This window comes from Streptomyces fulvoviolaceus (assembly GCF_000718165.1).
GTDB classification, from domain to species: Bacteria; Actinomycetota; Actinomycetes; order Streptomycetales; family Streptomycetaceae; genus Streptomyces; species Streptomyces fulvoviolaceus.
Window position 1 is genome coordinate 19,184 of the sequence record NZ_JOEY01000062.1, and the last position, 20,670, is coordinate 39,853.

Here is a 20,670-nt window from a genome sequence, read left to right on the forward strand (position 1 = left end):
GCGCTCAGCGGAACTCGGCCAGCCGGGGCCGCAGTCCGAGTGCGGTCAGCAGCATCGCGGCGAGCAGCAGCCCGCCCGCCCATGGCAGCAGCCCGCCCACCGCCGACCGGCCTGCCCGCACGGACGCCGTGAAGTGGGCCCGGTTGATGTCCGTCACCTTGTCCAGCGCGGCCATCCACGCCCCGAAGTGCGCGTTGGACGTGCCGGGCTCCCAGCCCATGCAGAACTCCACGGCCTCCCGCTCCTTCCCCGCCGCCAGCAGCGCCCGGATCTTCCGGTCGTCGCGCTGGTAGACGGCGTACGTCTCCACCGTCCTCTCGGCCGCCGCCCGCTCACCGGGGAAGGTGATGTTGTCGAGCTCGCGCCGGAACTCGCCGGTGAAGCGCAGGTCCTCGTGGTCGGACTCGTACGCCTGCCAGGTGGTGGCGAGTCCGGCGTCGTACGTGGCGAGGTTCGCACCCTGGATGCCGTACAGCTCCTGCGACTTGGCCAGGAACGAGTCCGCGTACCGGTCGCGGCGCTGCGGGTCGAGGAGATAGCGGCTCTCGTCGGCGTTGGCGTCGTAGGAGATGGCCCTGGCGCTCGAGAGCGCGACGACGGAGTCGAAGGCGTCGCGGCGCGCGCCCCGCAGGTGCTCGGCGGAGGCGGACAGCATCTGCGCGCCAAGGATCACCGCGAGCAGGGTGCAGACGGTGGCGGCCAGCACGCCCGGGTTGAGGATCCGCCGGAAGCGGCGGGCCAGGTACCACTGCAGGACGCCGAGCACGGCGAGCAGCAGGGCCCCGAGGGCAAGGGCCGCCGTCAGTTGGTCAGAGACCGTGGAGCGGGCGGCCGTGTACTCGGCTTCGAAGGCACGGTCGTTGGAGGACACCAATGTGCGCGAGGCGGGCAGGAGCCGGCTCTGCAGGAGGTCCGTCGCCTGGCGGTAGTCGACCAGGGCCGATGCCTTGCCGCCGCTGCGGTCGTCGTTCGCCAGGGCGCGGCCGATCAGTTCCTGGTACTCGGCGAAGTCGTCGGTGAGGGACTCGACCGTCTTCTCGTCGGCCCGGTCCCCCTGCGCCGCGACGGCCAGCGTCCGCAGGTCATGACCGATCTCGCGCCGCGCATCGCCGTAGAAGCCGACCGCCTTCCCGTACGGCGTCAGTAGACGCCCCTTCCCCGCGTCCCCGCCGGACAACAGGATGTTGGCGGCCTGCGCGTCCATGTCGTTGAGGGCGAGGTCGAGGTCGGCGGCGCTGGTCGTGCGGAGTGCGTCCCGGTCGGCCACGCTGCCCCAGGCGCCGTTCGCGGCGAGCCCGGCAACGAGCAGCAGCACGGCCAGGGCTGCGGTGAGCGAGACCGTGGCCGCGCGCAGGAGGCGCAGCCGTGCGGGCACGGTGGCCCAGAAACGGCGGCGCAGAGCGGCCCGCGCGGCCACGGCCCGCTGCCTGAGGCGGGGTCCCGGACCCGGATCGCCCGTCCGAGGCCCGCTTGGTCGCCGTGGTCCGGGGCCGCCTCCCTGCGGGACGACCGCCGGTGGCCGATCCGGCCTTTCACCCGCCCCCGGCTGGAATGTCCCCGCTGTACCGGCCGTGATCGTCACGGTGCCCCCAACATCACGCCACGGGCGGTCACCCACCCCCGATGCCGATCAGTCTGCGACCGAATCCGGCCATCAACGGCCGACGTTGACGCTCTCCTGATGGCTTCCCAGGTCGGTTTGACGGGACTTTGACGGCGGGGTCGAGTCCGCATACGGAAGGGTGCATCTGGACCCGTCCCGGGCGGTCATCGAGCATCCGGTGGTCGACATCGAGCTGACGGTTGAAGATCCGCCACGCGCGGCGTTGAGGCTCATCCGCTGGAGACCTCCATACGGCCCAACCCTCACCCGCACCACCGAAACACCCACTCCTCGATGTGCCACCGGCGATCTCGCGGCCGGTCTTAACGCAACCCTGACGCGAACGTGTGATCCAGCCCTCGGCCTTCACGTCACGCTCTGCATACGCTGATGCCGCCGTCCGCGTGATGGCCGTAGCCCCACGCTGAGCCGCACCCCAGGAGAGCACGCCGATGGCCGTCACCGAACACCCGCCGCCGAGCCGTCTGCGGACGTGGATGCTTCAGGGCCTGTCCGACATGGGCAAGGGCGGCGGCCACACGGGCCCGCACGCCGAGCCCGAGCCTCCGCACAAGGGCCAGCGCTGGTACCGGGTGATGTGCCTGACCGGCGTCGACTACTTCTCCACCCTCGGCTACCAGCCGGGTATCGCCGCCCTCGCGGCGGGCCTGCTCTCCCCGATCGCGACCATCGTGCTCGTCATAGTCACCCTGGCCGGCGCCCTGCCGGTCTACCGACGGGTGGCCGAGGAGAGCCCGCACGGCGAAGGCTCGATCGCGATGCTGGAGCGGCTGCTGTCCTTCTGGAAGGGCAAGCTGTTCGTCCTGACCCTGCTGGGCTTCGCCGCCACCGACTTCCTGATCACCATCACGCTCTCGGCGGCGGACGCCTCGACCCACCTGGTCGAGAACCCGCACCTGGAAAGCGCCCTGCACGACAAGCAGATGATCGTCACTCTGATCCTCGTGGCGCTGCTCGGCGCGGTCTTCCTCAAGGGTTTCCTGGAGGCGATCGGCGTCGCCGTCGTCCTGGTGGGCGTCTATCTCACGCTGAACGTCGTGGTGGTCATCGTCGGCGTGTGGCACGTCGCCACCGCCGGCCACGTGATCACCGACTGGTCCAGCGCACTGACCGCCGAGCACGGCAACGTCTTCGCCATGGTCGGCGTGGCGCTGCTGGTCTTCCCCAAGCTGGCGCTCGGCCTGTCCGGCTTCGAGACCGGCGTCGCGGTCATGCCGCACGTGAAGGGCGACGACGGCGACACGGAGGAGCACCCCCGGGGCCGTATCCGCGACACCAAGAAACTACTGACGGCCGCCGCTCTCATCATGAGCGTCTTCCTGATCGCCACCAGCTTCATCACCACCCTCCTCATCCCGGAGAAGGAGTTCGAGTCCGGCGGCCAGGCCAACGGACGCGCCCTCGCGTTCCTCGCCCACGAGTACCTGGGTGGCACCTTCGGCACGGTCTACGACGTGTCGACGATCGCGATCCTGTGGTTCGCGGGCGCCTCCGCGATGGCCGGCCTGCTGAACCTGATGCCGCGCTACCTGCCCCGCTACGGCATGGCCCCGCACTGGGCACGGGCCGTCCGCCCGATGGTCATCGTCTTCACGCTCATCGGCTTCCTCGTCACGTGGATCTTCGACGCGGACGTGGACGCGCAGGGCGGCGCCTACGCCACCGGCGTGCTGGTTCTGATCAGCTCGGCGGCGATCGCGGTGACCATCGCCGCCCGCAAGGCCGGCCAGCGGAACTGGACGATCGGCTTCGCCGTCATCTCGGCGGTGTTCCTCTACGTCACCGTCGCGAACGTCATCGAACGCCCCGACGGCGTCAAGATCGGCGCCTGCTTCATCGCCGGCATCATCCTGGTCTCCCTGCTCTCCCGCCTGGCCCGCGCCTTCGAGCTCCGCGTCACGAGCGTGACACTGGACGACATGGCGGAACGATTCGTCCGGGACATGGCCAGCCGGAAGATGCGGTTCATCGCCAACGAGCCCGACCAGCGCGACAAGGCCGAATACCGCGACAAGATCGAACAGATCCGGGCCGACAACGACATGCCGGAGCAGGAGGACTTCGTCTTCGTCGAGGTGACGCTGACGGATCCCTCCGAGTTCGAGGCGGGCCTGACGGTACGCGGCGAGGTCCTGCACAACCGCTACCGCGTGCTGACCCTGGAGTCCGCCTCCATCCCCAACGCCCTCGCCGCGCTGCTCCTCCACGCCCGCGACGAGACGGGTTGCATCCCGCACATCTACTTCGAGTGGACCGAGGGCAACCCCTTCGCCAACTTCCTCCGCTTCTTCCTCTTCGGCCAGGGCGAGGTCGCCCCGGTCACCCGAGACCGTCAGCGACAGTCCCCGGGCCCGCACAGCCGCCTAGCGTCAGCGACATGACGCAGATGGCCCCTTGGGCCCCGGTCGGCGACCGCCACTGGCGCGGCAGCGCCCGGCTGGCGGCGACCTGCGCCCTGGTGTTCTGCGCCCTTTCCCTGCTCGTGGACTGGGACGCGGGCAGCCTGACGCTCCTGCGAGCTCTGCTGTGGCTGACCCTGTCCGCCGCCGTCTTCGCCGTCCTGCTCCCACCCCGGGTGACCGCGGGCCCCAGCTGGCTCACGGTACACACGCCCTGGCGCAGACACATCGTGCGTACGGACGCGCTGGTGGCCGTACGGCAGCACGGCGGCGTCTCCTCGCACCTGGTCCTGCGCGACGCCCACGGCGGGCGCCTGGAACTCGACCCCCGCGTCCTCGCCGCCAACCCCCTGATCTGGCACGAGCTCGACACCGGAGTCCACCGCTCCGTCGAACGCGGCACGCTCCGCCAAGGCGCGGAAGTCCTGGCACAGCTCGGCCACCGGATCGACGACGAGACCACGCGAGCGGTCCTGAGGGCGTCCGGGCTTTCCTGACGCCCGACTGAGATGACACAAATAATTGTCATCCCGGTTGAAGGTGATACCTTCGAAAGCGTGCCGAACGACGCCCAACTACTCTTCGCCGACCACGTCGGCCGCTTCTACGCCCGCCAGTACGGCTTCCCGCCCATGGCCGGACGCCTGCTGGGCCACCTCCTCGTCTGCGATCCGCCACAGCAGACGATCGACGAGCTGGGCGAAGCCCTGCTGGCGAGCCGCAGCGCCGTCACCGGCGCGGTCAAACTGCTCGAGAACTACGGGATGGCCCGGCGCACCCGCACCGCCGGTGAGCGCATGGACCGGGTGACCCTGAACCCGGACAGCCGCCAGCCGCAGAACTTCGACGCCGCCCTCCACCACGAACATGCCGCACTGTTCCGGGAGGGCCTGGCACTCCTCGCCGACGCCCCACCGGAGCGCCGCGCCCCGCTGGAGGAGATGGTCGCGCTGGCCGAGTTCCTCGCCGAGCGCCTGCCCCGGCTGGTCGACGAGTGGGAAGCACACCGCGACGAACTGCGCGCCTCGGGACAACTGGCCGACCCTCGCGCATAGCCCCACACAGAAAGGTTGCCCCTGATGACCGAGCACGATCCGACCGCCCTGTCCGCCCTACGGAAGCGGGCAGAGCACGGCGCCCCCGGCGCGGTCGACGAGCTGATCGAGCTCGCCGCCGAACTCGGCGACCTGAACGAGCTGCGCCGCCTTGCGGACGCGGGCAACACCGACGCAACCGACGAGCTCATCCAACTCGCCGCAGATCAAGGCGACCTCGCAGAACTTCGACGCCTTTCCGACGGCGGCAACGCCACGGCCACCGACCAGCTGATCGAACTCGCCACCGAACAGGACAACTTGGACGAGCTACGGCGCCTCGCTGACCGGGGCAACACCACCGCGGCCGAGCAGCTCGCAGAACTCACCGCCGACTAACGTCCGCCTACAGGCAGGCCGGTGTGAAGCACCGGCCCGCCCAGCGACGTCGGCGACGAGGCAGGCATCCGGGAGGCTCAGCAGGCGGCCTGCCGAGCCTCCCGGATGCAGGTGTCGAGGATGTCGATGGCCGTGTCGACGTCGTCGTCGCTGTGGTCCGCCATGGCCTGCAGGCGGAAGCGGGCCGCGTCGGAGGCGACCGCGGGCTGCTCGACGAGATGCGCGACGAGACCGGCCCGGGCGATGAGACCGGAGGCCGTACGGCCGGCGGGGGTGTCACCGATGAGGACCGGCACGACCGGGCAGACCACGTCGCCCATGACCTCCAGACCGCGCGCCGTCAGCCCCTCGCGCAGCCGGGTGGCGACGGCCGCGACCGCCGCCCGCCGCCGGGCGCCCTCCGGCGAGGTCACGACGGACAGGGCGGCCAGAGCCACCGCGGTCTGTACGGGGGTGATGGCGCTCGACCGGATCCACACCGGCGAGCTGTCCCCGCCCCGTGGGCTGTTCTGGCACCCGGCCCCAGGCACGGAGCCGGAGACCGACGACATCTGGGTCCACTACGGCTTCACCGGCACAGGCATCTGGATCTCACCTGGCAAGGACCGTTGGGCGGCTCTGCTCACCAATAAGCTCTACTACACCCGCGACCGCGAGCCGCTCACCCACGTCCGCAACGCATTTCGCTCACTGGCCTTCGCCTGAGCCGAGCCGGTTTCAGAGGTCTGCCAAGCGGCTATCGAAGCCGGCCCGTACGAGCCGTTCGTACCCCGACGAGCTGGCGGCAGCCCTTCGGGTCGACGAAGAACGGGTTGTGGGTCGCGTATATGACCTGCGTACGCCCCTGCGGTGAGGTGGCGACCAGCTCGCGGAGCACCTTTGCGAAGGCTCGCGCCTGAGGCGGATGCTGGAACAGCTCGGGCTCCTCGATGGCCAGACACAGCGTCCGCATCCCGTCGACGGGACGCCTCCGGTCGGCCAAGACCTTCAGTGCCGCGACGATCAGGGCCCGTTGGAAGCCGTGTCCTTGAGCGCGAGCTGGGCGATCGCAGCGCGGGGACGGCGCCCTCACGTCCATCCTGCCTGCTCATCCGGCCAGTGCCGCCATGCCGGCGGGCGCCGGTCAGCTCAATCTGAAGGCAGCCGGTGACGCGGCCGGGAGCAGTTCCCTGCTTGAGCTTGTGCATGGAAACCGATCAGTTTACAGTGAGGGCAAGCGAAACCGATCGGTTTCCTCTGGGAGTGCGGGAGTGCATGATGACGACGAATCGGCCGGTGGCCCTGGTGACGGGGGCGTCATCCGGCATCGGGAAGGAAACCGCGCTCGCGCTGGTCGCGGCGGGTTTCGAGGTGGCCGGCACAGGCCGGGACACCTCACGCGTCACCCCGCTCCAAGGTGTGACGTTCTTCGACCTCGACGTGGTCAGTGACAAGTCGGTCACCACCGTGGTCCAGCAGGTGATCGACCGGTTCGGGCGGATCGACGTCCTGGTCAACAACGCCGGCATCGGCTCGATAGGCGCGGCCGAGGAAACCTCCGTCGCGCAGGCCCAGGGCGTCTTCGACATCAACGTCTTCGGGGTCTTGCGCATGGTGAAGGAGGTTCTGCCGCACATGCGTGCCCAGGGACGCGGGCGCATCATCAACCTCTCATCAGTGCAGGGGTTCATCCCCGCTCCGTACATGGCCGTCTACGGCGCGTCCAAGCACGCGATCGAGGGCTACTCCCAGTCCCTGGACCATGAGGTGCGGCAGTACGGCGTCCGGTCGCTCCTCGTCGAACCCGCCTACACCAGGACCGGATTCGAGGCCAACAGCGCGAAGCCCGACACGCCCCTGCAGGTCTACGCGGACCAGCGGCACATCTTCGACCGCCTGATGACGGAGGCGATCAAGGGCGGCGACGACCCCGCCGTGGTCGCCAAGGCGATCGTCGCGGCAGCGACCGACGCGAAGCCGAAACTGCGCTATGCCGCCGGCCCCATGGCCGGACGCGCGCGCCTGCTCCGCTTTGTTCCCGCCTGGGTCCTGGACAAGCAGATCCGCACGATGAACAAGCTGGCCGGCTGACCCCCGCCACCCCACGCACTCCATCGCGCCGTTGATACCGGGAGAGACCCATGTCCGAGACCCCGCGCTCCGCCGCCGCTACCGTCGCGAGCTGGCGCGCCGCCTCAGAACGCGGTGACGTCGACGCCGCAATCGCGTGCCTGAGCCAGGACGTCGTGCTCAGCTCGCCGCTCACCGAACAGTTTCGCTTCGAGGGACCTGCCCAGCTGCGCGATTTCCTGACCTCGGCGTTCACTGCGGTCGAGGACATCCGCTTCCACACCCAGACCGGCGAGGGCGACGCGTACTCGCTGTTCTACCGGGCGCGGGTGGGATCCCAGCCGTTCGAGGAAGCGCAGCTGCTGCGGTTCGACGGCGAGGCACGCATCAAGGAGATCACGCTCTTCGGGCGTCCGATGCCGGCCCTCACCGCCCTGATGATCAGCGCGGGGTCGGAGCTCGCCCGAAGGCAGGGCCGCCGTGGTGTCGCGGCGCTCATGCGCGCCAGCGCCGCGCCCGTGCACGCGATGGTCACCTTCGGGGACCGCCGCTTGGTCCCGCTGACCCGGCCGGCAGCCCGGCGGATCTGAGTGCACCAGGTCCACCTGCCGTTTGGCCCCGTTTCCCTTCCAGGAGTCGGCGGTAGCCGCAGGCGATGCCCTCGGCCGACAGTTCCGGGACCCAGGAACGCAGGAAGTACTTGCCGTCCAGGTGGGCTTCGGCTCGCCATGACGACACGGGCGAAGCCGACTCCCCAAGACTGGCTGCTGAAGGCGGTGTCCTCCACCGGTCACGGCAGCGTCCAGCCGATTCCCCACGCGCCGAAGTGACCGCAACTCGCCGCGCCCTCCGGCGACTTGACTCAGCAGGAGACGCTCGCATGAGACGACGTACGTTCCTTACGGCGACCACCGCGTCACTGGCCGCCACCCAACTCGCCGGGCCGACCTCCGCCTCCGCATCTGGTTCAACAGCCAGAAACTACGAGGTTGTTGCACGCTTCTGGGACGCGATGCCGACGGGCGTCACCGTCTCGCGCCGCGGCCGGGTCTTCGTCAACTTTCCCCGCTGGGGCGACGACGTCCCGTTCACCGTCGCCGAGCTGCGGGAAGCCGGTGGCCTATCCCGACGCCGAGGTGAACCGCGAGGACGCCTCCGACCTGGCCGGGCACTTCCAGTCGGTACAGAGCGTCGTCGTCGACCCGGCCGACCGGCTGTGGATCCTCGACACCGGAAGCCCGCTGTTCGCCGGGTCCTCCTACGGCGGCCCCAAGCTCGTGGCGGTCGACCTGCGCAGCGACCGCATCGTACGGAAGATCCTCTTCCCGCCCGAGGTGGTGCCGGCGAACAGCTACCCCAACGACGTGCGCTTTGACCTGCGGCGCGGCGCCGAGGGCACGGCGTTCATCACCGACTCGGGCGGCTCGAACGGCGTGATCGTGGTCGACCTCGCCACCGGCCGCTCCTGGCGGCGACTGACCGGGCATCCCTCGGCGCTCCCGGACGAGCGGTTCCTCCCGGTCATCGAGGGCGAGCCCTTCATGGTCCGCCCCGCGGGCGGCGAACCCACGTACTACGAGACCGGCTCCGACGGCATCGCTCTCAGCGCCGACGGCACGCGCCTCTACTACTGCCCGCTGTCCAGCCGCCGACTGCACAGCGTGTCCACCGATGCCCTCGCCGACCCGGACGCCACGGACTCCGAAGTGGCGGCGACGGTCGAGGACCTCGGGTTCAAGCCGATGGCCGACGGCCTGGAGAGCGACGACAAGGGGCGGCTCTACGGCGGCGACCTGGAACACAACTCCCTCTGGCGCAGGAGCCCGAACGGCACCTACCGGACCCTCGCCCAGGGGAACGACCTGCTCTGGGTCGACACCCTGTCCGTCGCCTCGGACCGGCATCTCTACGCCATCGCCAACCAGCTCAACCGGCTGTCGCCCTTCCACGAAGGCAAGGACCTGCGCCGCAAGCCCTACCTCCTGACCCGCCTGCCGATCGACGCCGGGCCGGTCAGGCTCGTCTGACCTCTCCGGCTCGCGTCATCTGGCTGCGGTACACCGGACGGCCGACGGACCTGCTTCCAAGCCACGGTGCAGCGAGACAAGGGGAAGAAACCGCTGGTCGCCTGCTTCGGCGGGATCCCGCTCAAGCGACAACGCATCGCCGTCATTACCGACCGCCAGCCGGATATGGCTACTACCCGGCGCAACGAGCTGATTCATCGGCTCCTTGCCGAGCGGTGCGAGATGCGCGAGGGGCGGGCTGGGCTCCAAGTCCACCACGTCCGCAAACTGACTTCGGGGCCCGCCGAACGGCGCCCCTCCGCCCGGACTTGCGCGCGAAAACCGATCGGTTTACGATGAGGGAACCGATCGGTTTTCCCCGCGTGGGGCCAAAAAGGCGTACCCAACGGCACGGGAAGCGTACTTCAGATTCCCGCGACCTCAGCCTTCGCCCGAGCACTGGAAATGCGTTCTTCACGGCCAGTCTCCGAGATGACGCAAATCGCGACCGACGTCGACATCATCATCAACAATGCCGGCGCCCTACTGCCGGTGCCCCGCGCCCGCCCAGAGCGGCAAACACCAGTTCCCTGAGACCGGAGAGGGTATTAGCAATGAGCACGAATTCACAGAAGAAGAAGTTTTACGCCCTGAATATGTTTGACGTGGTCGACCTGGAGAAGTACCTCACGTATTTCAGTCGTTTGCCCGAAGAGGCTCCGCAATATGGCGGTCGAATGGTGGCGTTTGGCCGTTTCCGGGACAACGTAGCCGGTGACCTCGCGTCGCGGCAGGTTCTGTTTCTCGTTGAATGGGAGTCCGAAGAGGCGTTCAACAGCTTCCGGGACGATCCGGACTTGGCCGACTTGCATCCGCTGCGGGAGACCGGGACGGCATCCTATGTCTGGCAGACGTTCGATGGTCTCGATATGAGTGACCCCGCCGACGTTTCGCTCGACGATGTACTGGCGGTGCTCAAGCCTTAAAACTCGCATCGCTACGGAGCCGGATGAGCCAGCTGACGAGTCGTTGGCCGGCGAAGGGCGCCTCCGGCAACCGCGGACGCCGTTGGAGGCTCGGCGGTCCAGTTGGTACTCCAGCAGCGTTTCTGCTATCCGGCCTGGTCAGGAGGCATCTCCCGGGGTGCAGTCGGCTGATGGCGCGTCAGGGGAGGTCTTGGCTGACCACCCCTCCAAGACGTGGATCCAGAAGGCTCGCCAGGCGAGGACGATGGCTGTCCTACTCGGTCGGCATGGTGATCACCGAAACGATCCACGAACACCTGCTGAAGGTCCCCGCCTCAGCCTGGACCCCGGTCGTCGAGACCGACGGTGAGGCCCGTGACGAGGCCTGGGTCGCCGAGATCACCGGCAAGCTCCTGGACGGCCGACTCAAGGGCATACGGATGACGTGCTTCGCGACCAACACCCCTGACCGGCCGATCGCCGAGTTGGAGCTCCGTCACCGGCTGTGGGCCCGGGCCGAGCACCGGATTGACGGGCGCTCGGCCAGCTCACACCTCCAGCACCAGCCGCTCTCCTTCCGGTGCACGCGAGACGCAGGGCAGCATGGCGCCGGCCGCACGTTCGGTGGCCGTGAGCCGGCGGTCACGGTGATCGACACGGCCATGGGCCACCCGTACCCGGCAGGTGCCGCAGAACCCCTGGCGGCAGGAGAACGGTAGGTCCGGCAGGGCCTCGTGAAGAACGTCCAGGGCGGAGCGGTCGTACGGCACCGGCAGAACCCGTCCGGTGCCGCCCAGTTGAAGCTCGAAGGGACGGCCGTCCGTGATCGGGGCCGGGGCGAAACGCTCGAAATGCAGAGCGGACGCGCAGCTGTCACCGAACGCGCGCCGAACGCCGTCGATCATGGGCGCGAGCCCGCAGCAGTACACCGCACCCGCCGCCGGGATCGAGCTCAGCAGATCGGCTGCTGCGGGCACGCCGAACTCGTCGTCCGGACGGATGGAGACCCGGCCGGGGACTGCGGCCGCGAGTTCGGCCAGCTCTGCCGCAAAGGGCATCGAACCGCGGCTGCGGCCGATGTGCACGAGCCTCCAGTCCAGCCCGCGCCGGGCGGCCTCCCGGGCCATCGGCAGGATAGGGGTGATTCCGATGCCGCCCGCGATGAGCAGGACGGATGCCTCGGCGGCAAAGGGGAAGCCGTTCCGGGGCCGCCCGGTGATGGCGACCCGCACACCGTCTCCGAGGGCGTCGTGTACCTCGGCCGAACCGCCCCCACCGTCGGCGATGCGGCGCACCGCGATGCGGTACCCGTGCCGGTCGGCAGGGTCGCCGCACAGCGAGTACTGCCGTTTGCGGCCGGAGGGCAGGTGCAGTTCGATGTGGGCGCCGGGCTGCCAGAGCGGGAGTACTCCCCCGTCGGGTGCTGCCAGCCGCAGGGAGACGACATCCTCGGCCTCCTGGTGCTTGGCGGCGACCACCAGTTCCCGGATCACGGGCATCTCGGTGGCCCGCGGGCGCCTGGGAGGAGTGCTGCGCCGCGCGAGGCGCGTGACCGCGTGGTCGCTGAAAGCCGCCAGCTTCTGCATGAAGGAGTCGCCGCGCGGCCTGCCGTACAGGTCCGGCGGCCGGGTGGCGGGTGTGTCGATGTCCATGGGATGCCTCGCTGGTTGCCGGGTCATCGGGCAGCCGCTCGGGCGGCGGGGGACGTTGCCAGGTAGGCGACCGCCTGCTGGGTCGAGCCCTCCTGGGTCGGGTGGTAGCCGGGGCGGAAGTAGCGCAGCACCGAGCGGGTGAACGAGACCGGCGGGGGCAACAGGTCCTTGCGGGCCGCGGCCAGGTAGTCGCGGAAGCGGACCTCGACCCGGTCGTCGAGTTCGGGGTCGGCGCTCATCAGGAAGCGGACTCCGCGGATCCACAGCCGGGTCAGCACCGGAGCGGTGACGAGCATGCCGACCACTCGGCGCCGGTAGCGGGGATCGAGGTGCACCAGCAGGTCGAACGCGACCGAACGGTGTTCGACCTCCTCCGCGCCGTGCCAGCGGAACAGATCGAGCATCGCGGGGTCCGCGCCGGTGTGGTCCAGGTGCCGGTTGCCGAGAATCCAGTGACCCATGTACGCGGTGAAGTGCTCGAAGGCCGCTATGAGGGCGAGCCGTTGGAGGAGGTGCGCGTGTGTGGCGGCCCGCGTCAGCTCCGGCCGGTCTCCGAGCACCCTTCGGAAGATCCATTCGGACTGCAGGGTGTACGGAGCCGGATCCAGCCCCTTGGCGAGCAGGTGCTCCAGGACCTCCTGGTGCGCCTCGGCGTGCATCGCTTCCTGGCCGATGAAGCCGCGTACGTCCTCGCGCAGCCGGTCGTCGGTGATCAGTGGCAGTGCCTGCTCGAAGGTGCGCACGAACCAGCGTTCGAGCTCGGGGAGCATGAGGTGGAGCACATCGAAGGTGTGGGTCGCGAAGGGCTCACCCGGCAGCCAGTGCAGCGGGGTGGTGCTCCAGTCGAAGGTGACGTCCCGGGGTTGCAGCACCAGGTCGTGGTGGTCGAGGGGCTCGGACGGACGCTCCGGGTGGGCATGTGCGGCTCGGAACATGACAGGTTCCTCCTCCGTCAGCGATCGGTGTGTGCGAAGAGACGGTCAGGCAGTCGTCCAGTACTGCCGGTGCGTCAGATCGGGTGCGCGGTGTGGTCCGGAGCGTGAGTGCGGCGGGAGCCGTCTTCGACGCGGTCGGCGAATTCCGCGATCCGGGACGCGACCTCCTCGGGGTGGCTGAGCTGCACCCAGTGCCCGGCGTCGATCGGGCGCCGTTGTATCTGGCGCGTCCAGTGCTCCACTCCGTACGACAGCACCGGGGTGACGCAGAAGTCGCGGGTGGGGATGATGAGTTGAACCGGGACGGTGGTCGGCCGCTCCCGGGGACGCAGCAGGCGGGGCAGCATGTTGGCGCGGTACAGCGCGGTGCCGGACACGGCGTCGCGGGTCAGCGTCGGCGCGGGGTAGGCGGTGTGCCCGGGCACGCCTTGGGAGCCGGTGAGGAAGGCGCGCCAGCGGTGTCCCAGTGCTCTCCAGGTCAGGGCGGGCAGGAGCGGAAGATGGAAGTAGGCGATGTACCAGGACCGTGCGGCCTGCCCCAGCATCTTCGGCAGATCCGGATGCCGCGGCCGAAGGCGGGCCCGGATCAGGTGGCCGACGTGGTCCAGGCAGGGTCCGGAGATGCAGGTGAACGAGGCGATCCGCCCGGCCAGGCGGGTGCCGGTGACCGACTCCCAGGAGTGGATCGATCCCCAGTCGTGTCCGACCAGGTGCACCGGGCGGTCGGGGCTCACGGCGTCGAGAACCGCCTCCAGGTCGGCTTCCAGGCGGGACATCCGGTAGGCGCGCAGACCCCTGAGCCGGTGGGAGGCACCGGCTCCCCGCACGTCGAAGGCGGTGACGTGGAAGCGGTCGGCCAGGCGCTCGGCGACCGGGCGCCACACGGCGCTGGTGTCCGGATAGCCGTGGACCAGCACCACCGGAGGAGCCGTGGACGCTCCCCACTGGTAGGCGGCCAACTCCACGCCGTCCGCGGCGATCCGGCGGGCGGCCGGGCCGGTCATCGGCCACCACCGGTAGTGGTCAACTCGCCGTAGTTCAGACCGCCGTGGAGGAAGCTGGGCCGCACCGGCCAGTGCCGCTTGAAGGGGGCCAGCTCCGAGGAGGGCAGGATCTGCAGCCAGCGCGGATCGCGCCGGCTGGGGTCGGCGAGGGTCTTCTCCTTGACCATGGAGTCGTACTGGTCGAGGGAGTCCTCCAGGGTGTTGGCGTTGGGCACCACCTCATGGCCGTAGAACGCGGCGTGGCGGCGCACCCCGGGGATGCGGGAGAGCTCGGGCTGCCAGTTGTCGGCCGAGATGCCGTTCTCGGAGGAGACCCACACCCCGTCGGGGGTGTTCAGCACCAGGGAGTGGTTGCCGTCCGTGTGGCCGGGGGTCCACAGCAGGCTGACGCCGACGCCGAGTTCGACATCGCCGTCGAAGGCGGTGACGCGCTCGGGCGGTACCCCGTCCATGCCCCCGTCTACGTACCAGGCCCACTGCATCGGATGCGTCGATTCGAAGGTGCCCAGCTCCCTGCGGTGCACCAGCAGCCGGGCGCGCGGGAACAGCGCTTCGCGGGGCGCCCGTTCGCCGGGAATGATGCTGGTACTTCCCATGATCATGCGCACGTCCTGGACGTGCAGGTGGTCGAAGCTGACGAAGTCCACGTCCTCGGGGCGCAGACCGCAGGAGGGCAGGACTGTGTTCGGGTCCTGGTAGAAGCGGGCGAAGACGTGGTCGGTGAGAAAGTCCCCCGCCATTCGCTTGAGTTGGGCGTAGAACGGCGCTTGAGCCGTTCCGGCGGCGACGGTCGGCTCCCACACCAGTGTTTTCGGCTCACCGTCGAAGCCGTCGAACTGCACGACGAGCATCCGGTTGACAATGCTCACGAACGGGTTGACGGCGAGCGCGGCGCCGTGGAAGCCGAACCGGGTCGGATACGGGGCGGCGGCGATGTCGAAACTGCGGACGGCGTGGATGCGGCCCTGCTGGACGAACCGCTCACGGTAGGAGGCCGCGGCGCTGCGCACGGCGCGCAGCCGGTCACCGCGGGGCCATACGTCGTGGACGCCTTCGAATTCGGGGATGGGACGCGGAGCGGCGGCGTCCTGGGCCTTCGTCGCGCTGGGCGCCGGCTTGGGCGTGGTGGTCACGGGCTCACCTTTCGGGGTGGCGGGCGGTCCGGGTGCGCTGCTCGTAGGCCGCGCGGACCGACCGGTCGGACAGGGCGGCGAGCTGGTCGGGGACAAGGCGGTGATGCAGGGCGTCGCGGGCACGGCCCGGCAGCAGCGCGGCCAACCGGGTCAGGGCGGCCACCTGGCGGGGAACGAAGACCTCGAACCGCGGGCGCAGCACGACGTCGAGCACCGCGTCGGCCACCTGATCCGTCGTCAGGCGCCGGGTGGGGCCGGTCGCGGTGCCCACGGCCAGCTCGGTGTCCACGACGCCGGGCATCACCAGGGACACGTGCACACCGGTGCCGCGCAGTTCGGCGCGGACGGCTGTGCTGTAGCCATGGAGGGCGTGCTTCGTCGCCGCGTAGGTCGCCTCGCCGGCCGGGGCGACCTTGCTGGCGGCGGAGGCGATGTTCACCACGTGGCCGCGACCGCGTTTCCGCATCCCCGGGATCACGAGTTTCATCCCGCGCAGTACGCCGTGGACGTTGACGTCGAACTGGCGCAGGGCGGCTTCCTCCGGTTCCTCCTCGAAGGGGCCCACCCACATGATTCCGGCGTTGTTGATCAGTACGTCGATCGGCCCCAGCCGGGTCTCGACGGTGCGCAGGAAGTCCTCGAAGGAAGGTGTGTCGGTGACGTCGAGAGACAGCCCGAGCAGTCGGCCACCGGGATGCGCGCCGATGGCACCAGCCGTTTCCACGGCAAGCTCCGCGTCGAGATCGCCGATCGCCACGGCGGCTCCGGCCCCGGCGAGCCGGGCCGCGACGGCACGCCCGATTCCGCGGCCCGCCCCGGTGACCGCGATCACTCGGCCGGTCAGCGGTCGTGTGCGGGAGAGCCTGTCGCGGTCTCTCCGGCTGAACGTGTACGGGTATTTGGGCGGTGCTGCCACGGCCGAGCCCCTTCCTTGCCCTGAGCACGAGCGGACCGCCGAGCGGCAGGCGGTCCCCACGCATTTCTGACACGCCTCCATGTCAGATGAACTGACAAGCTAGAGTGTCAGTTCAGAGCACACCGGTGTCAACACCTCTGCAAAGGGGAAAAATGACCGGCACACAGACCGCCGGGCGGCGCTACGGCGGACGCGATGCGGCGCAACGACAGCAGGAGCGCCGCACCCGCCTCATCCAGGCGGGCCTCGACCTGTTCGGCACGACCGGATACGCCTCGGTCTCCGTCAAGCAGGTCTGCACGCAGGCCGGACTGACCGAGCGCTACTTCTACGAGTCGTTCCGCGACCGCGAAGACCTACTCACCGGGGTCTACAACGAGCTGATCGCTACGATCAGCGCCGAAACCGCGCAGGCCGCCGCCGCTGCCGCACCCGATGTCGACGCCCAACTGCGCGCCGGCCTGGAGGTGTTCATTCGCACGCTCGCCGGCGACGCCCGCAAGGCCCGCCTGGTGCTCATCGAGGTCGTGGGCGCAAGCCCCCGCCTCGAAGTGCGCCGCCGCGAGGTCCTGCACGAATTCGCCGCAATGGTCGCCGCCGTCGTCGGACCGCTCCCTGGCCCGGAAGCCCCCTCCAGTCGGCTCACCATGACCGCGATGAGCCTGGTCGGCGGAGTCAACGAACTCCTCGTGGACTGGACGCTCGGCCACCAGAACGCCACCGTCGATGAACTGGTCGACCTGTGCCACACCCTGTACATCGCGGCCTACCGAGCCATCAGCGATCAGCCCTGATCACGAGGGCCCGGATCCCACTCGGCGGCCGGAAGCAGCTGCTCGTTGGCCTCTCGGCCCGAGGGCCGGGACCAGTCCTTCTCGCCGTGGCCGAGGTGGACGGGGGGCCTTGACCTCGGGATAGCGCGAGCGGGCGGCGATGAGGCTGGGCAGGTTCTGGTACACGGCCCGGCGACGGTCGGATCTTGCGTAGGGCGGCCTTGGGCTCCACCCCGGCGACCACCGGCCCCGCTCCCGGCGCGAGGACACCGCTGACCACCACACGGGCCAGGAGACTTGGACCGCGCGATTCCGCCACGGAAGTCGTACGTATTCACCGCCACGACGCGCCGGCACCGCTCCGGCAGGTCAGCCGCGGTGGTCAGGGCGAGCACCGCCCCCATGGACGCGAGGGCGTGGCTGGCGGTCCCTGGAATGTGCATCGCGGGACGTGACTCGTGGCTGGGCATCGCCAGCTCTCTGTCCTACTTGGGCAGTTGGGCGTACAGCCCTGCCAGGTCCCCGGCCAGGCCCGCCTTGACCTGCCGTGAGATGTCGTCGGCGAGCACCTCGTACGCTCCCGTCTCGACGCCGTCGAGGGCGAATGCGGCGACGTCACGCGGGTCGGACTTGGGCGCCTCCACTCCGGCCGCGAGGTCCGTGTCCACGTAGCCCATGTGCAGTCCGGTGACGGCGATGCCGCGCGGCTGCAACTCCAGGCGCAGGGAGTTGGTCTGCGACCACAGGGCGGCCTTGGAGGCGCTGTAGGAGCCGCCGAGCGCGATCCAGGAGAGCACGGAGTGCACGTTGAGGAGGTGGCCGCCGCCGTTGCGCTCGATGACCGGCACGAAGGCGCGGGTGAGAAGCAACGGGCCGTAGAAGTTGGTCTCGAACTCCCGGCGCACATCGTCGACCGGGGAGTCGAGGAAGGACGCGCCGACCGAAGCACCGGCGTTGTTGATCAGCACGGTCACGTCTTGCGCCTGCGCGGCGGCGGCCGCCACGGATGCCGGGTCGGTGACCTCCAGCGCCACCGGGACGGCGTCGGGGTGCGTCACACTGCGCGGGTCGCGGGCCGTGGCATAGACCTTGCCGGCGCCTCGCGCGTACAGCTCTTCCACCAGCGCCTTGCCTATGCCTCGGCTGCCGCCGGTGACGAAGACGTTTGCGTCCTTCAAAACAGTCATGACTGTCTCCACAGAATGAGAAACCGTTCGGTTTCTATCAAGCTAAACCGATCGGTTTCCACGCGCAAGCCCGGCAGGGCCCCCGGCTTCACCGGGACGTTCCGTACCCGTGGATCCCTGGGATGACGAGCTCTCCGCCTGTCTGTCCCGCCTGGTCGATGTCGGCTTCGTCCAGGCCGAGTTGCAGCTTGAGGCCCAGCTTCCCGAGCGTGCCGTAGAGCCACTCCGGGACGGTGTCGGGGGTGAGGTGGAGGCGGAGGGCCGGGGGCAGGGGAATGCCTTCGACGCCGGAGAGGGTGCCCGTCAGGCTCTCGACGTACATGGTGATGTGGTCGCCCCGCAGCGTGGACGTCGAGCCGGGCGCTCCGTCGATGTGCTGGATCTGCGGGCCGACGGGTACGGCCATCTTCAGGTCGCGGATCGTGACGGCCCCCGCGGAGAACTTGAGCACCCGCTTGGGCCCGGCGGCCGTGTCCACGGTCACCACGCCACCGAAGACGAGGTCGTGCAGTTCGAGGCGGCTTCCCTTCATGTTCCAGGACTCGGCGGCGAATCGACCGGCGCTCTTGCCCTCGGGGGCCTTGAGATCGCTGATGTCACAGATGCGGGAGGCCCCGGTGGTGGGCTCCGGTTGGGGCGACGGCTCAGTGGTCCGGTGGCCGGGGGTGGGTGACGCGTGAGGTGCGGTCGGTGGCGCGTCGGCGGCTTCCGTGGTCGTCGGCGTCGGCGCGGCCGGGCTCGGTGAGGGGCTCGTGCCGGGTGCCGGACTCTGCTGCTCGGTGTCGCTCCGGAAGAGGGAACCGAGGATGTCCGCAAGGCCGGTGGTGCCGGCGGTCGCGCTCGGTGAGGCGGCCGGAACCGGGGCAAGGCCCGTTTCCTCGTCAGCCACCTGCTCCGACGGCTTGACCGACTCGCCGCCCGTGAGGGCACTTGGCGTGCTGGGAGCAACGGAAGGAGTGGGTGCCACGGCAGGGGGTGCCGTGTCGTCGGGACGGGCGCAGTCGACACCGCCGCCGGGCGCCCCTTCGGGAGCGGAATGAGCCGCGGTGGCACTCGCGTCGGCTGCAGGCGGACGCTGACTTGCCAGGACGAGGACGGTCGGCAGCGCGGTCAGCACGAGAGCCTTCCCGAGGGGCAGGCGCAGGCGGGTCAGCGCGGACGTACGAGGAACGGCGTGGCGGCCCCTCTTCGGCCGGGCGTAGTGGGGTCCTTCGGCCTCGCTGCGGAGGTCGGGCGACTGGTCGGTCATTCCCCGGCCCTCCCCGACGGCCCCTCGGTGTCGTCGGACGTGTTCACCGGGCCCCACGCCAGGGCCAGGAGTCCACCCGTGGCCGCGCACAGCGTGCCGACGAAGAATCCGCCGAAGTTCGAGATGGGAAGCGACAGCACACCGAGGAAGACGGCCACGCATCCGGCGAAGAACCTGATGACCGGCTGGAACCACAGAAGTCCGCCAAGGACGATCAACGTCAGACCGATGACCAGCGACCCCGCCCCCGCGGTGGTGGACATCGCCACGGACAGGGCGCCCAGGGAGAGGTTGAAGTACGGGAAGTAGATGATCGGTGCGGCTGCCAGGAGTACCAGCAGGCCCGCCCAGAAGGGGCGGGTGCGCCGCCAGTCCCGGAAGTCCCGGCGAACGCGGGCGAAGCCGCTGCCACTGCGGGGGTGCGCGGGTGCGCCGGCACTCGTCATGTGGAGGTTCCCAAATCGTCAGCGGGCGGGGGAGGTCGGGACGTGATCAGAAGCAGTCGTGGCGGCCGGCGGCGATGTTCATGTGCAGGCCCGACAGTTCGAACGTTCCCGCGGTCGTCGCCCAGACCGTCTGGTGGGCATCGATGATCTCGACCTTGTCCGCCTGCTGGGCGTAGCCGTTGGGATCGACCTTGTCCTTCGGGTTGACCTGACCCTTGGTCATGGAACCGGTGGCGACGCCGATGTCGACGTTGGTGAAGGTGCCCTTCTTGGCCTTGAGGTCGGTCATGTCGATGTACAGGCCCTTGGCCTTGACCGGCGTACCCGACCCGCCGGCCTTGAGCGTCATCGTGTAGGTCCCGAGCACGGGGATGTCCACCGGGACGGACTGGCACATGTCGGTGACCGTCGCGTTCTTGATGGACGAGACGGAGACGGGCACGTGCTTGCCGTTCTTGGCGACGTCCACCGTGGCGTAGTTGCCGAACCCGGTGCCGCTCAACTTGCCGGCCGAGACCTGGAAGTCGGAACCGGAGATGCTGAACGAAGCGGCCAGGGCGCCCTGGGCCATGGAGACGGCGACAGCCGCCGTGGCGACCACCGTCGGCACCGCACCGATGGCGAAACGCTTCCAGTGGGTCTTGCCGATTCGCTGGGACATGGTGTGGTTCTCCGTTGTCGAGGCGTACGAGACGACCGGACCCAGAACTGACTGGCCCGGGGCGGGGGAAGAACTACGGCTGGGTGCGGCCGTGGCGATGCAGGCAACTTCCGCGGGCGCATGCAGTCCACGCGCACGAAGGAAGTGGGCACACCGAAGAAGCGCTCGATAGTGTTACTACCGAGTACCCGATAGTGGCACTATCGACCACGTCGGGGCAACCCCCGGTAACGCGATA

The 20,670-nt window shown here is 69.5% G+C and carries 21 protein-coding genes and 4 pseudogenes; 12 read left to right on the top strand and 13 right to left on the bottom strand.

What is annotated here, in order from left to right:
- Window positions 1–4: 4 nt before the first annotated feature.
- A complete protein-coding gene (locus IG08_RS0145250; RefSeq protein WP_030617892.1) occupies window positions 5–1,417 on the bottom strand; it encodes a hypothetical protein in 1,413 nt (470 codons plus the stop codon).
- A 304-nt stretch (window positions 1,418–1,721) separates the two neighbouring features.
- On the opposite strand from IG08_RS0145250, the pseudogene IG08_RS61880 reads away from it, so the two are divergent.
- From IG08_RS61880 to IG08_RS0145270, 5 genes and pseudogenes are all read left to right on the top strand, one after another.
- Window positions 1,722–1,799, top strand: a pseudogene (locus IG08_RS61880) (DUF1707 SHOCT-like domain-containing protein); the annotation flags it as partial.
- 256 nt (window positions 1,800–2,055) lie between these two features.
- Window positions 2,056–4,005 carry an APC family permease gene (locus tag IG08_RS0145255; protein ID WP_030617895.1) on the top strand — a complete coding sequence of 650 codons (1,950 nt, stop codon included), beginning with the start codon at window positions 2,056–2,058 and terminating at the stop codon, window positions 4,003–4,005.
- Window positions 4,002–4,520, top strand: a complete 519-nt coding sequence (locus tag IG08_RS0145260) for a hypothetical protein (protein ID WP_030617899.1) — start codon at window positions 4,002–4,004, stop codon at window positions 4,518–4,520. The genes IG08_RS0145255 and IG08_RS0145260 overlap by 4 nt, the downstream gene beginning before the upstream one ends.
- 60 nt (window positions 4,521–4,580) lie before the next feature.
- Complete coding sequence (locus IG08_RS0145265) at window positions 4,581–5,078, top strand: GbsR/MarR family transcriptional regulator (RefSeq protein ID WP_030617901.1); 498 nt, start codon at window positions 4,581–4,583, stop codon at window positions 5,076–5,078.
- A 24-nt stretch (window positions 5,079–5,102) separates the two neighbouring features.
- The gene (locus tag IG08_RS0145270) at window positions 5,103–5,456 is read left to right on the top strand and encodes a hypothetical protein (RefSeq protein WP_199821058.1); all 354 of its coding nucleotides are present in this window, start codon (window positions 5,103–5,105) and stop codon (window positions 5,454–5,456) included.
- Window positions 5,457–5,533: 77 nt separating this feature from the next.
- Here the strand turns inward: IG08_RS0145270 and IG08_RS0145275 are convergent, their stop codons facing one another.
- Window positions 5,534–5,893: an aminotransferase class I/II-fold pyridoxal phosphate-dependent enzyme gene (locus tag IG08_RS0145275; protein WP_030617905.1), complete on the bottom strand. Its 360-nt coding sequence runs from the start codon at window positions 5,891–5,893 to the stop codon at window positions 5,534–5,536.
- 34 nt (window positions 5,894–5,927) lie between these two features.
- Here IG08_RS0145275 and IG08_RS0145280 point away from each other — a divergent pair.
- Window positions 5,928–6,161: pseudogene (locus IG08_RS0145280) on the top strand (serine hydrolase domain-containing protein); the annotation flags it as partial.
- Between the two features lie 31 nt (window positions 6,162–6,192).
- Here IG08_RS0145280 and IG08_RS0145285 read toward each other — a convergent pair.
- On the bottom strand, window positions 6,193–6,534 hold the full coding sequence (locus tag IG08_RS0145285; protein WP_030617910.1) for an AAA family ATPase: 342 nt from the start codon (window positions 6,532–6,534) through the stop codon (window positions 6,193–6,195).
- 179 nt (window positions 6,535–6,713) lie between these two features.
- On the opposite strand from IG08_RS0145285, the gene IG08_RS0145290 reads away from it, so the two are divergent.
- The 5 genes and pseudogenes from IG08_RS0145290 to IG08_RS58055 all read left to right on the top strand — a co-directional run.
- Window positions 6,714–7,526 carry an oxidoreductase gene (locus tag IG08_RS0145290; RefSeq protein ID WP_199821060.1) on the top strand — a complete coding sequence of 271 codons (813 nt, stop codon included), beginning with the start codon at window positions 6,714–6,716 and terminating at the stop codon, window positions 7,524–7,526.
- Window positions 7,527–7,576: 50 nt separating this feature from the next.
- Complete coding sequence (locus IG08_RS0145295; protein ID WP_052425158.1) at window positions 7,577–8,095, top strand: nuclear transport factor 2 family protein; 519 nt, start codon at window positions 7,577–7,579, stop codon at window positions 8,093–8,095.
- A gap of 525 nt (window positions 8,096–8,620) precedes the next feature.
- The gene (locus IG08_RS55035) at window positions 8,621–9,532 is read left to right on the top strand and encodes a major royal jelly family protein (protein WP_234343140.1); all 912 of its coding nucleotides are present in this window, start codon (window positions 8,621–8,623) and stop codon (window positions 9,530–9,532) included.
- Between the two features lie 593 nt (window positions 9,533–10,125).
- Entirely contained in the window at window positions 10,126–10,497 is a 372-nt protein-coding gene (locus tag IG08_RS0145310; RefSeq protein WP_030617919.1) for a DUF1330 domain-containing protein, read from the top strand.
- A gap of 95 nt (window positions 10,498–10,592) precedes the next feature.
- Window positions 10,593–11,048 (top strand): annotated as a pseudogene (locus tag IG08_RS58055) (IS1380 family transposase); the annotation flags it as partial.
- Here the strand turns inward: IG08_RS58055 and IG08_RS0145320 are convergent.
- The 5 genes from IG08_RS0145320 to IG08_RS0145340 all read right to left on the bottom strand — a co-directional run bounded on the left by IG08_RS0145320 (window position 11,025) and on the right by IG08_RS0145340 (window position 16,116).
- Window positions 11,025–12,128 (bottom strand): PDR/VanB family oxidoreductase, encoded by a 1,104-nt coding sequence (locus IG08_RS0145320; RefSeq protein WP_030617927.1) that lies wholly within the window; start codon window positions 12,126–12,128, stop codon window positions 11,025–11,027. The pseudogene IG08_RS58055 and the gene IG08_RS0145320 sit on opposite strands and share 24 nt — an antisense overlap.
- A gap of 23 nt (window positions 12,129–12,151) precedes the next feature.
- Window positions 12,152–13,063 carry a metal-dependent hydrolase gene (locus tag IG08_RS0145325; protein WP_030617930.1) on the bottom strand — a complete coding sequence of 304 codons (912 nt, stop codon included), beginning with the start codon at window positions 13,061–13,063 and terminating at the stop codon, window positions 12,152–12,154.
- A 74-nt stretch (window positions 13,064–13,137) separates the two neighbouring features.
- Entirely contained in the window at window positions 13,138–14,067 is a 930-nt protein-coding gene (locus IG08_RS0145330; protein ID WP_030617932.1) for an alpha/beta fold hydrolase, read from the bottom strand.
- Window positions 14,064–15,200 carry an MBL fold metallo-hydrolase gene (locus IG08_RS0145335; protein WP_030617934.1) on the bottom strand — a complete coding sequence of 379 codons (1,137 nt, stop codon included), beginning with the start codon at window positions 15,198–15,200 and terminating at the stop codon, window positions 14,064–14,066. Before IG08_RS0145335 ends, IG08_RS0145330 begins: the two co-directional genes overlap by 4 nt.
- A gap of 4 nt (window positions 15,201–15,204) precedes the next feature.
- Entirely contained in the window at window positions 15,205–16,116 is a 912-nt protein-coding gene (locus tag IG08_RS0145340; protein ID WP_199821062.1) for an SDR family oxidoreductase, read from the bottom strand.
- Between the two features lie 152 nt (window positions 16,117–16,268).
- Between IG08_RS0145340 and IG08_RS0145345 the strand changes: the two genes are divergently transcribed.
- Window positions 16,269–16,910 (top strand): TetR/AcrR family transcriptional regulator, encoded by a 642-nt coding sequence (locus IG08_RS0145345; RefSeq protein ID WP_030617938.1) that lies wholly within the window; start codon window positions 16,269–16,271, stop codon window positions 16,908–16,910.
- A 5-nt stretch (window positions 16,911–16,915) separates the two neighbouring features.
- On the opposite strand, the pseudogene IG08_RS63220 reads toward IG08_RS0145345, so the two are convergent.
- The 5 genes and pseudogenes from IG08_RS63220 to IG08_RS0145365 form a co-directional block, all read right to left on the bottom strand.
- Window positions 16,916–17,296, bottom strand: a pseudogene (locus tag IG08_RS63220) (alpha/beta fold hydrolase); the annotation flags it as partial.
- 78 nt (window positions 17,297–17,374) lie between these two features.
- On the bottom strand, window positions 17,375–18,076 hold the full coding sequence (locus IG08_RS0145350) for an SDR family oxidoreductase (RefSeq protein ID WP_030617940.1): 702 nt from the start codon (window positions 18,074–18,076) through the stop codon (window positions 17,375–17,377).
- A gap of 88 nt (window positions 18,077–18,164) precedes the next feature.
- Window positions 18,165–19,325: a hypothetical protein gene (locus IG08_RS0145355; RefSeq protein ID WP_030617943.1), complete on the bottom strand. Its 1,161-nt coding sequence runs from the start codon at window positions 19,323–19,325 to the stop codon at window positions 18,165–18,167.
- The gene (locus IG08_RS0145360; RefSeq protein WP_030617947.1) at window positions 19,322–19,771 is read right to left on the bottom strand and encodes a DUF6114 domain-containing protein; all 450 of its coding nucleotides are present in this window, start codon (window positions 19,769–19,771) and stop codon (window positions 19,322–19,324) included. Before IG08_RS0145360 ends, IG08_RS0145355 begins: the two co-directional genes overlap by 4 nt.
- A 46-nt stretch (window positions 19,772–19,817) precedes the next feature.
- Window positions 19,818–20,432 carry a DUF6230 family protein gene (locus IG08_RS0145365; RefSeq protein ID WP_030617950.1) on the bottom strand — a complete coding sequence of 205 codons (615 nt, stop codon included), beginning with the start codon at window positions 20,430–20,432 and terminating at the stop codon, window positions 19,818–19,820.
- Window positions 20,433–20,670 lie beyond the last annotated feature (238 nt).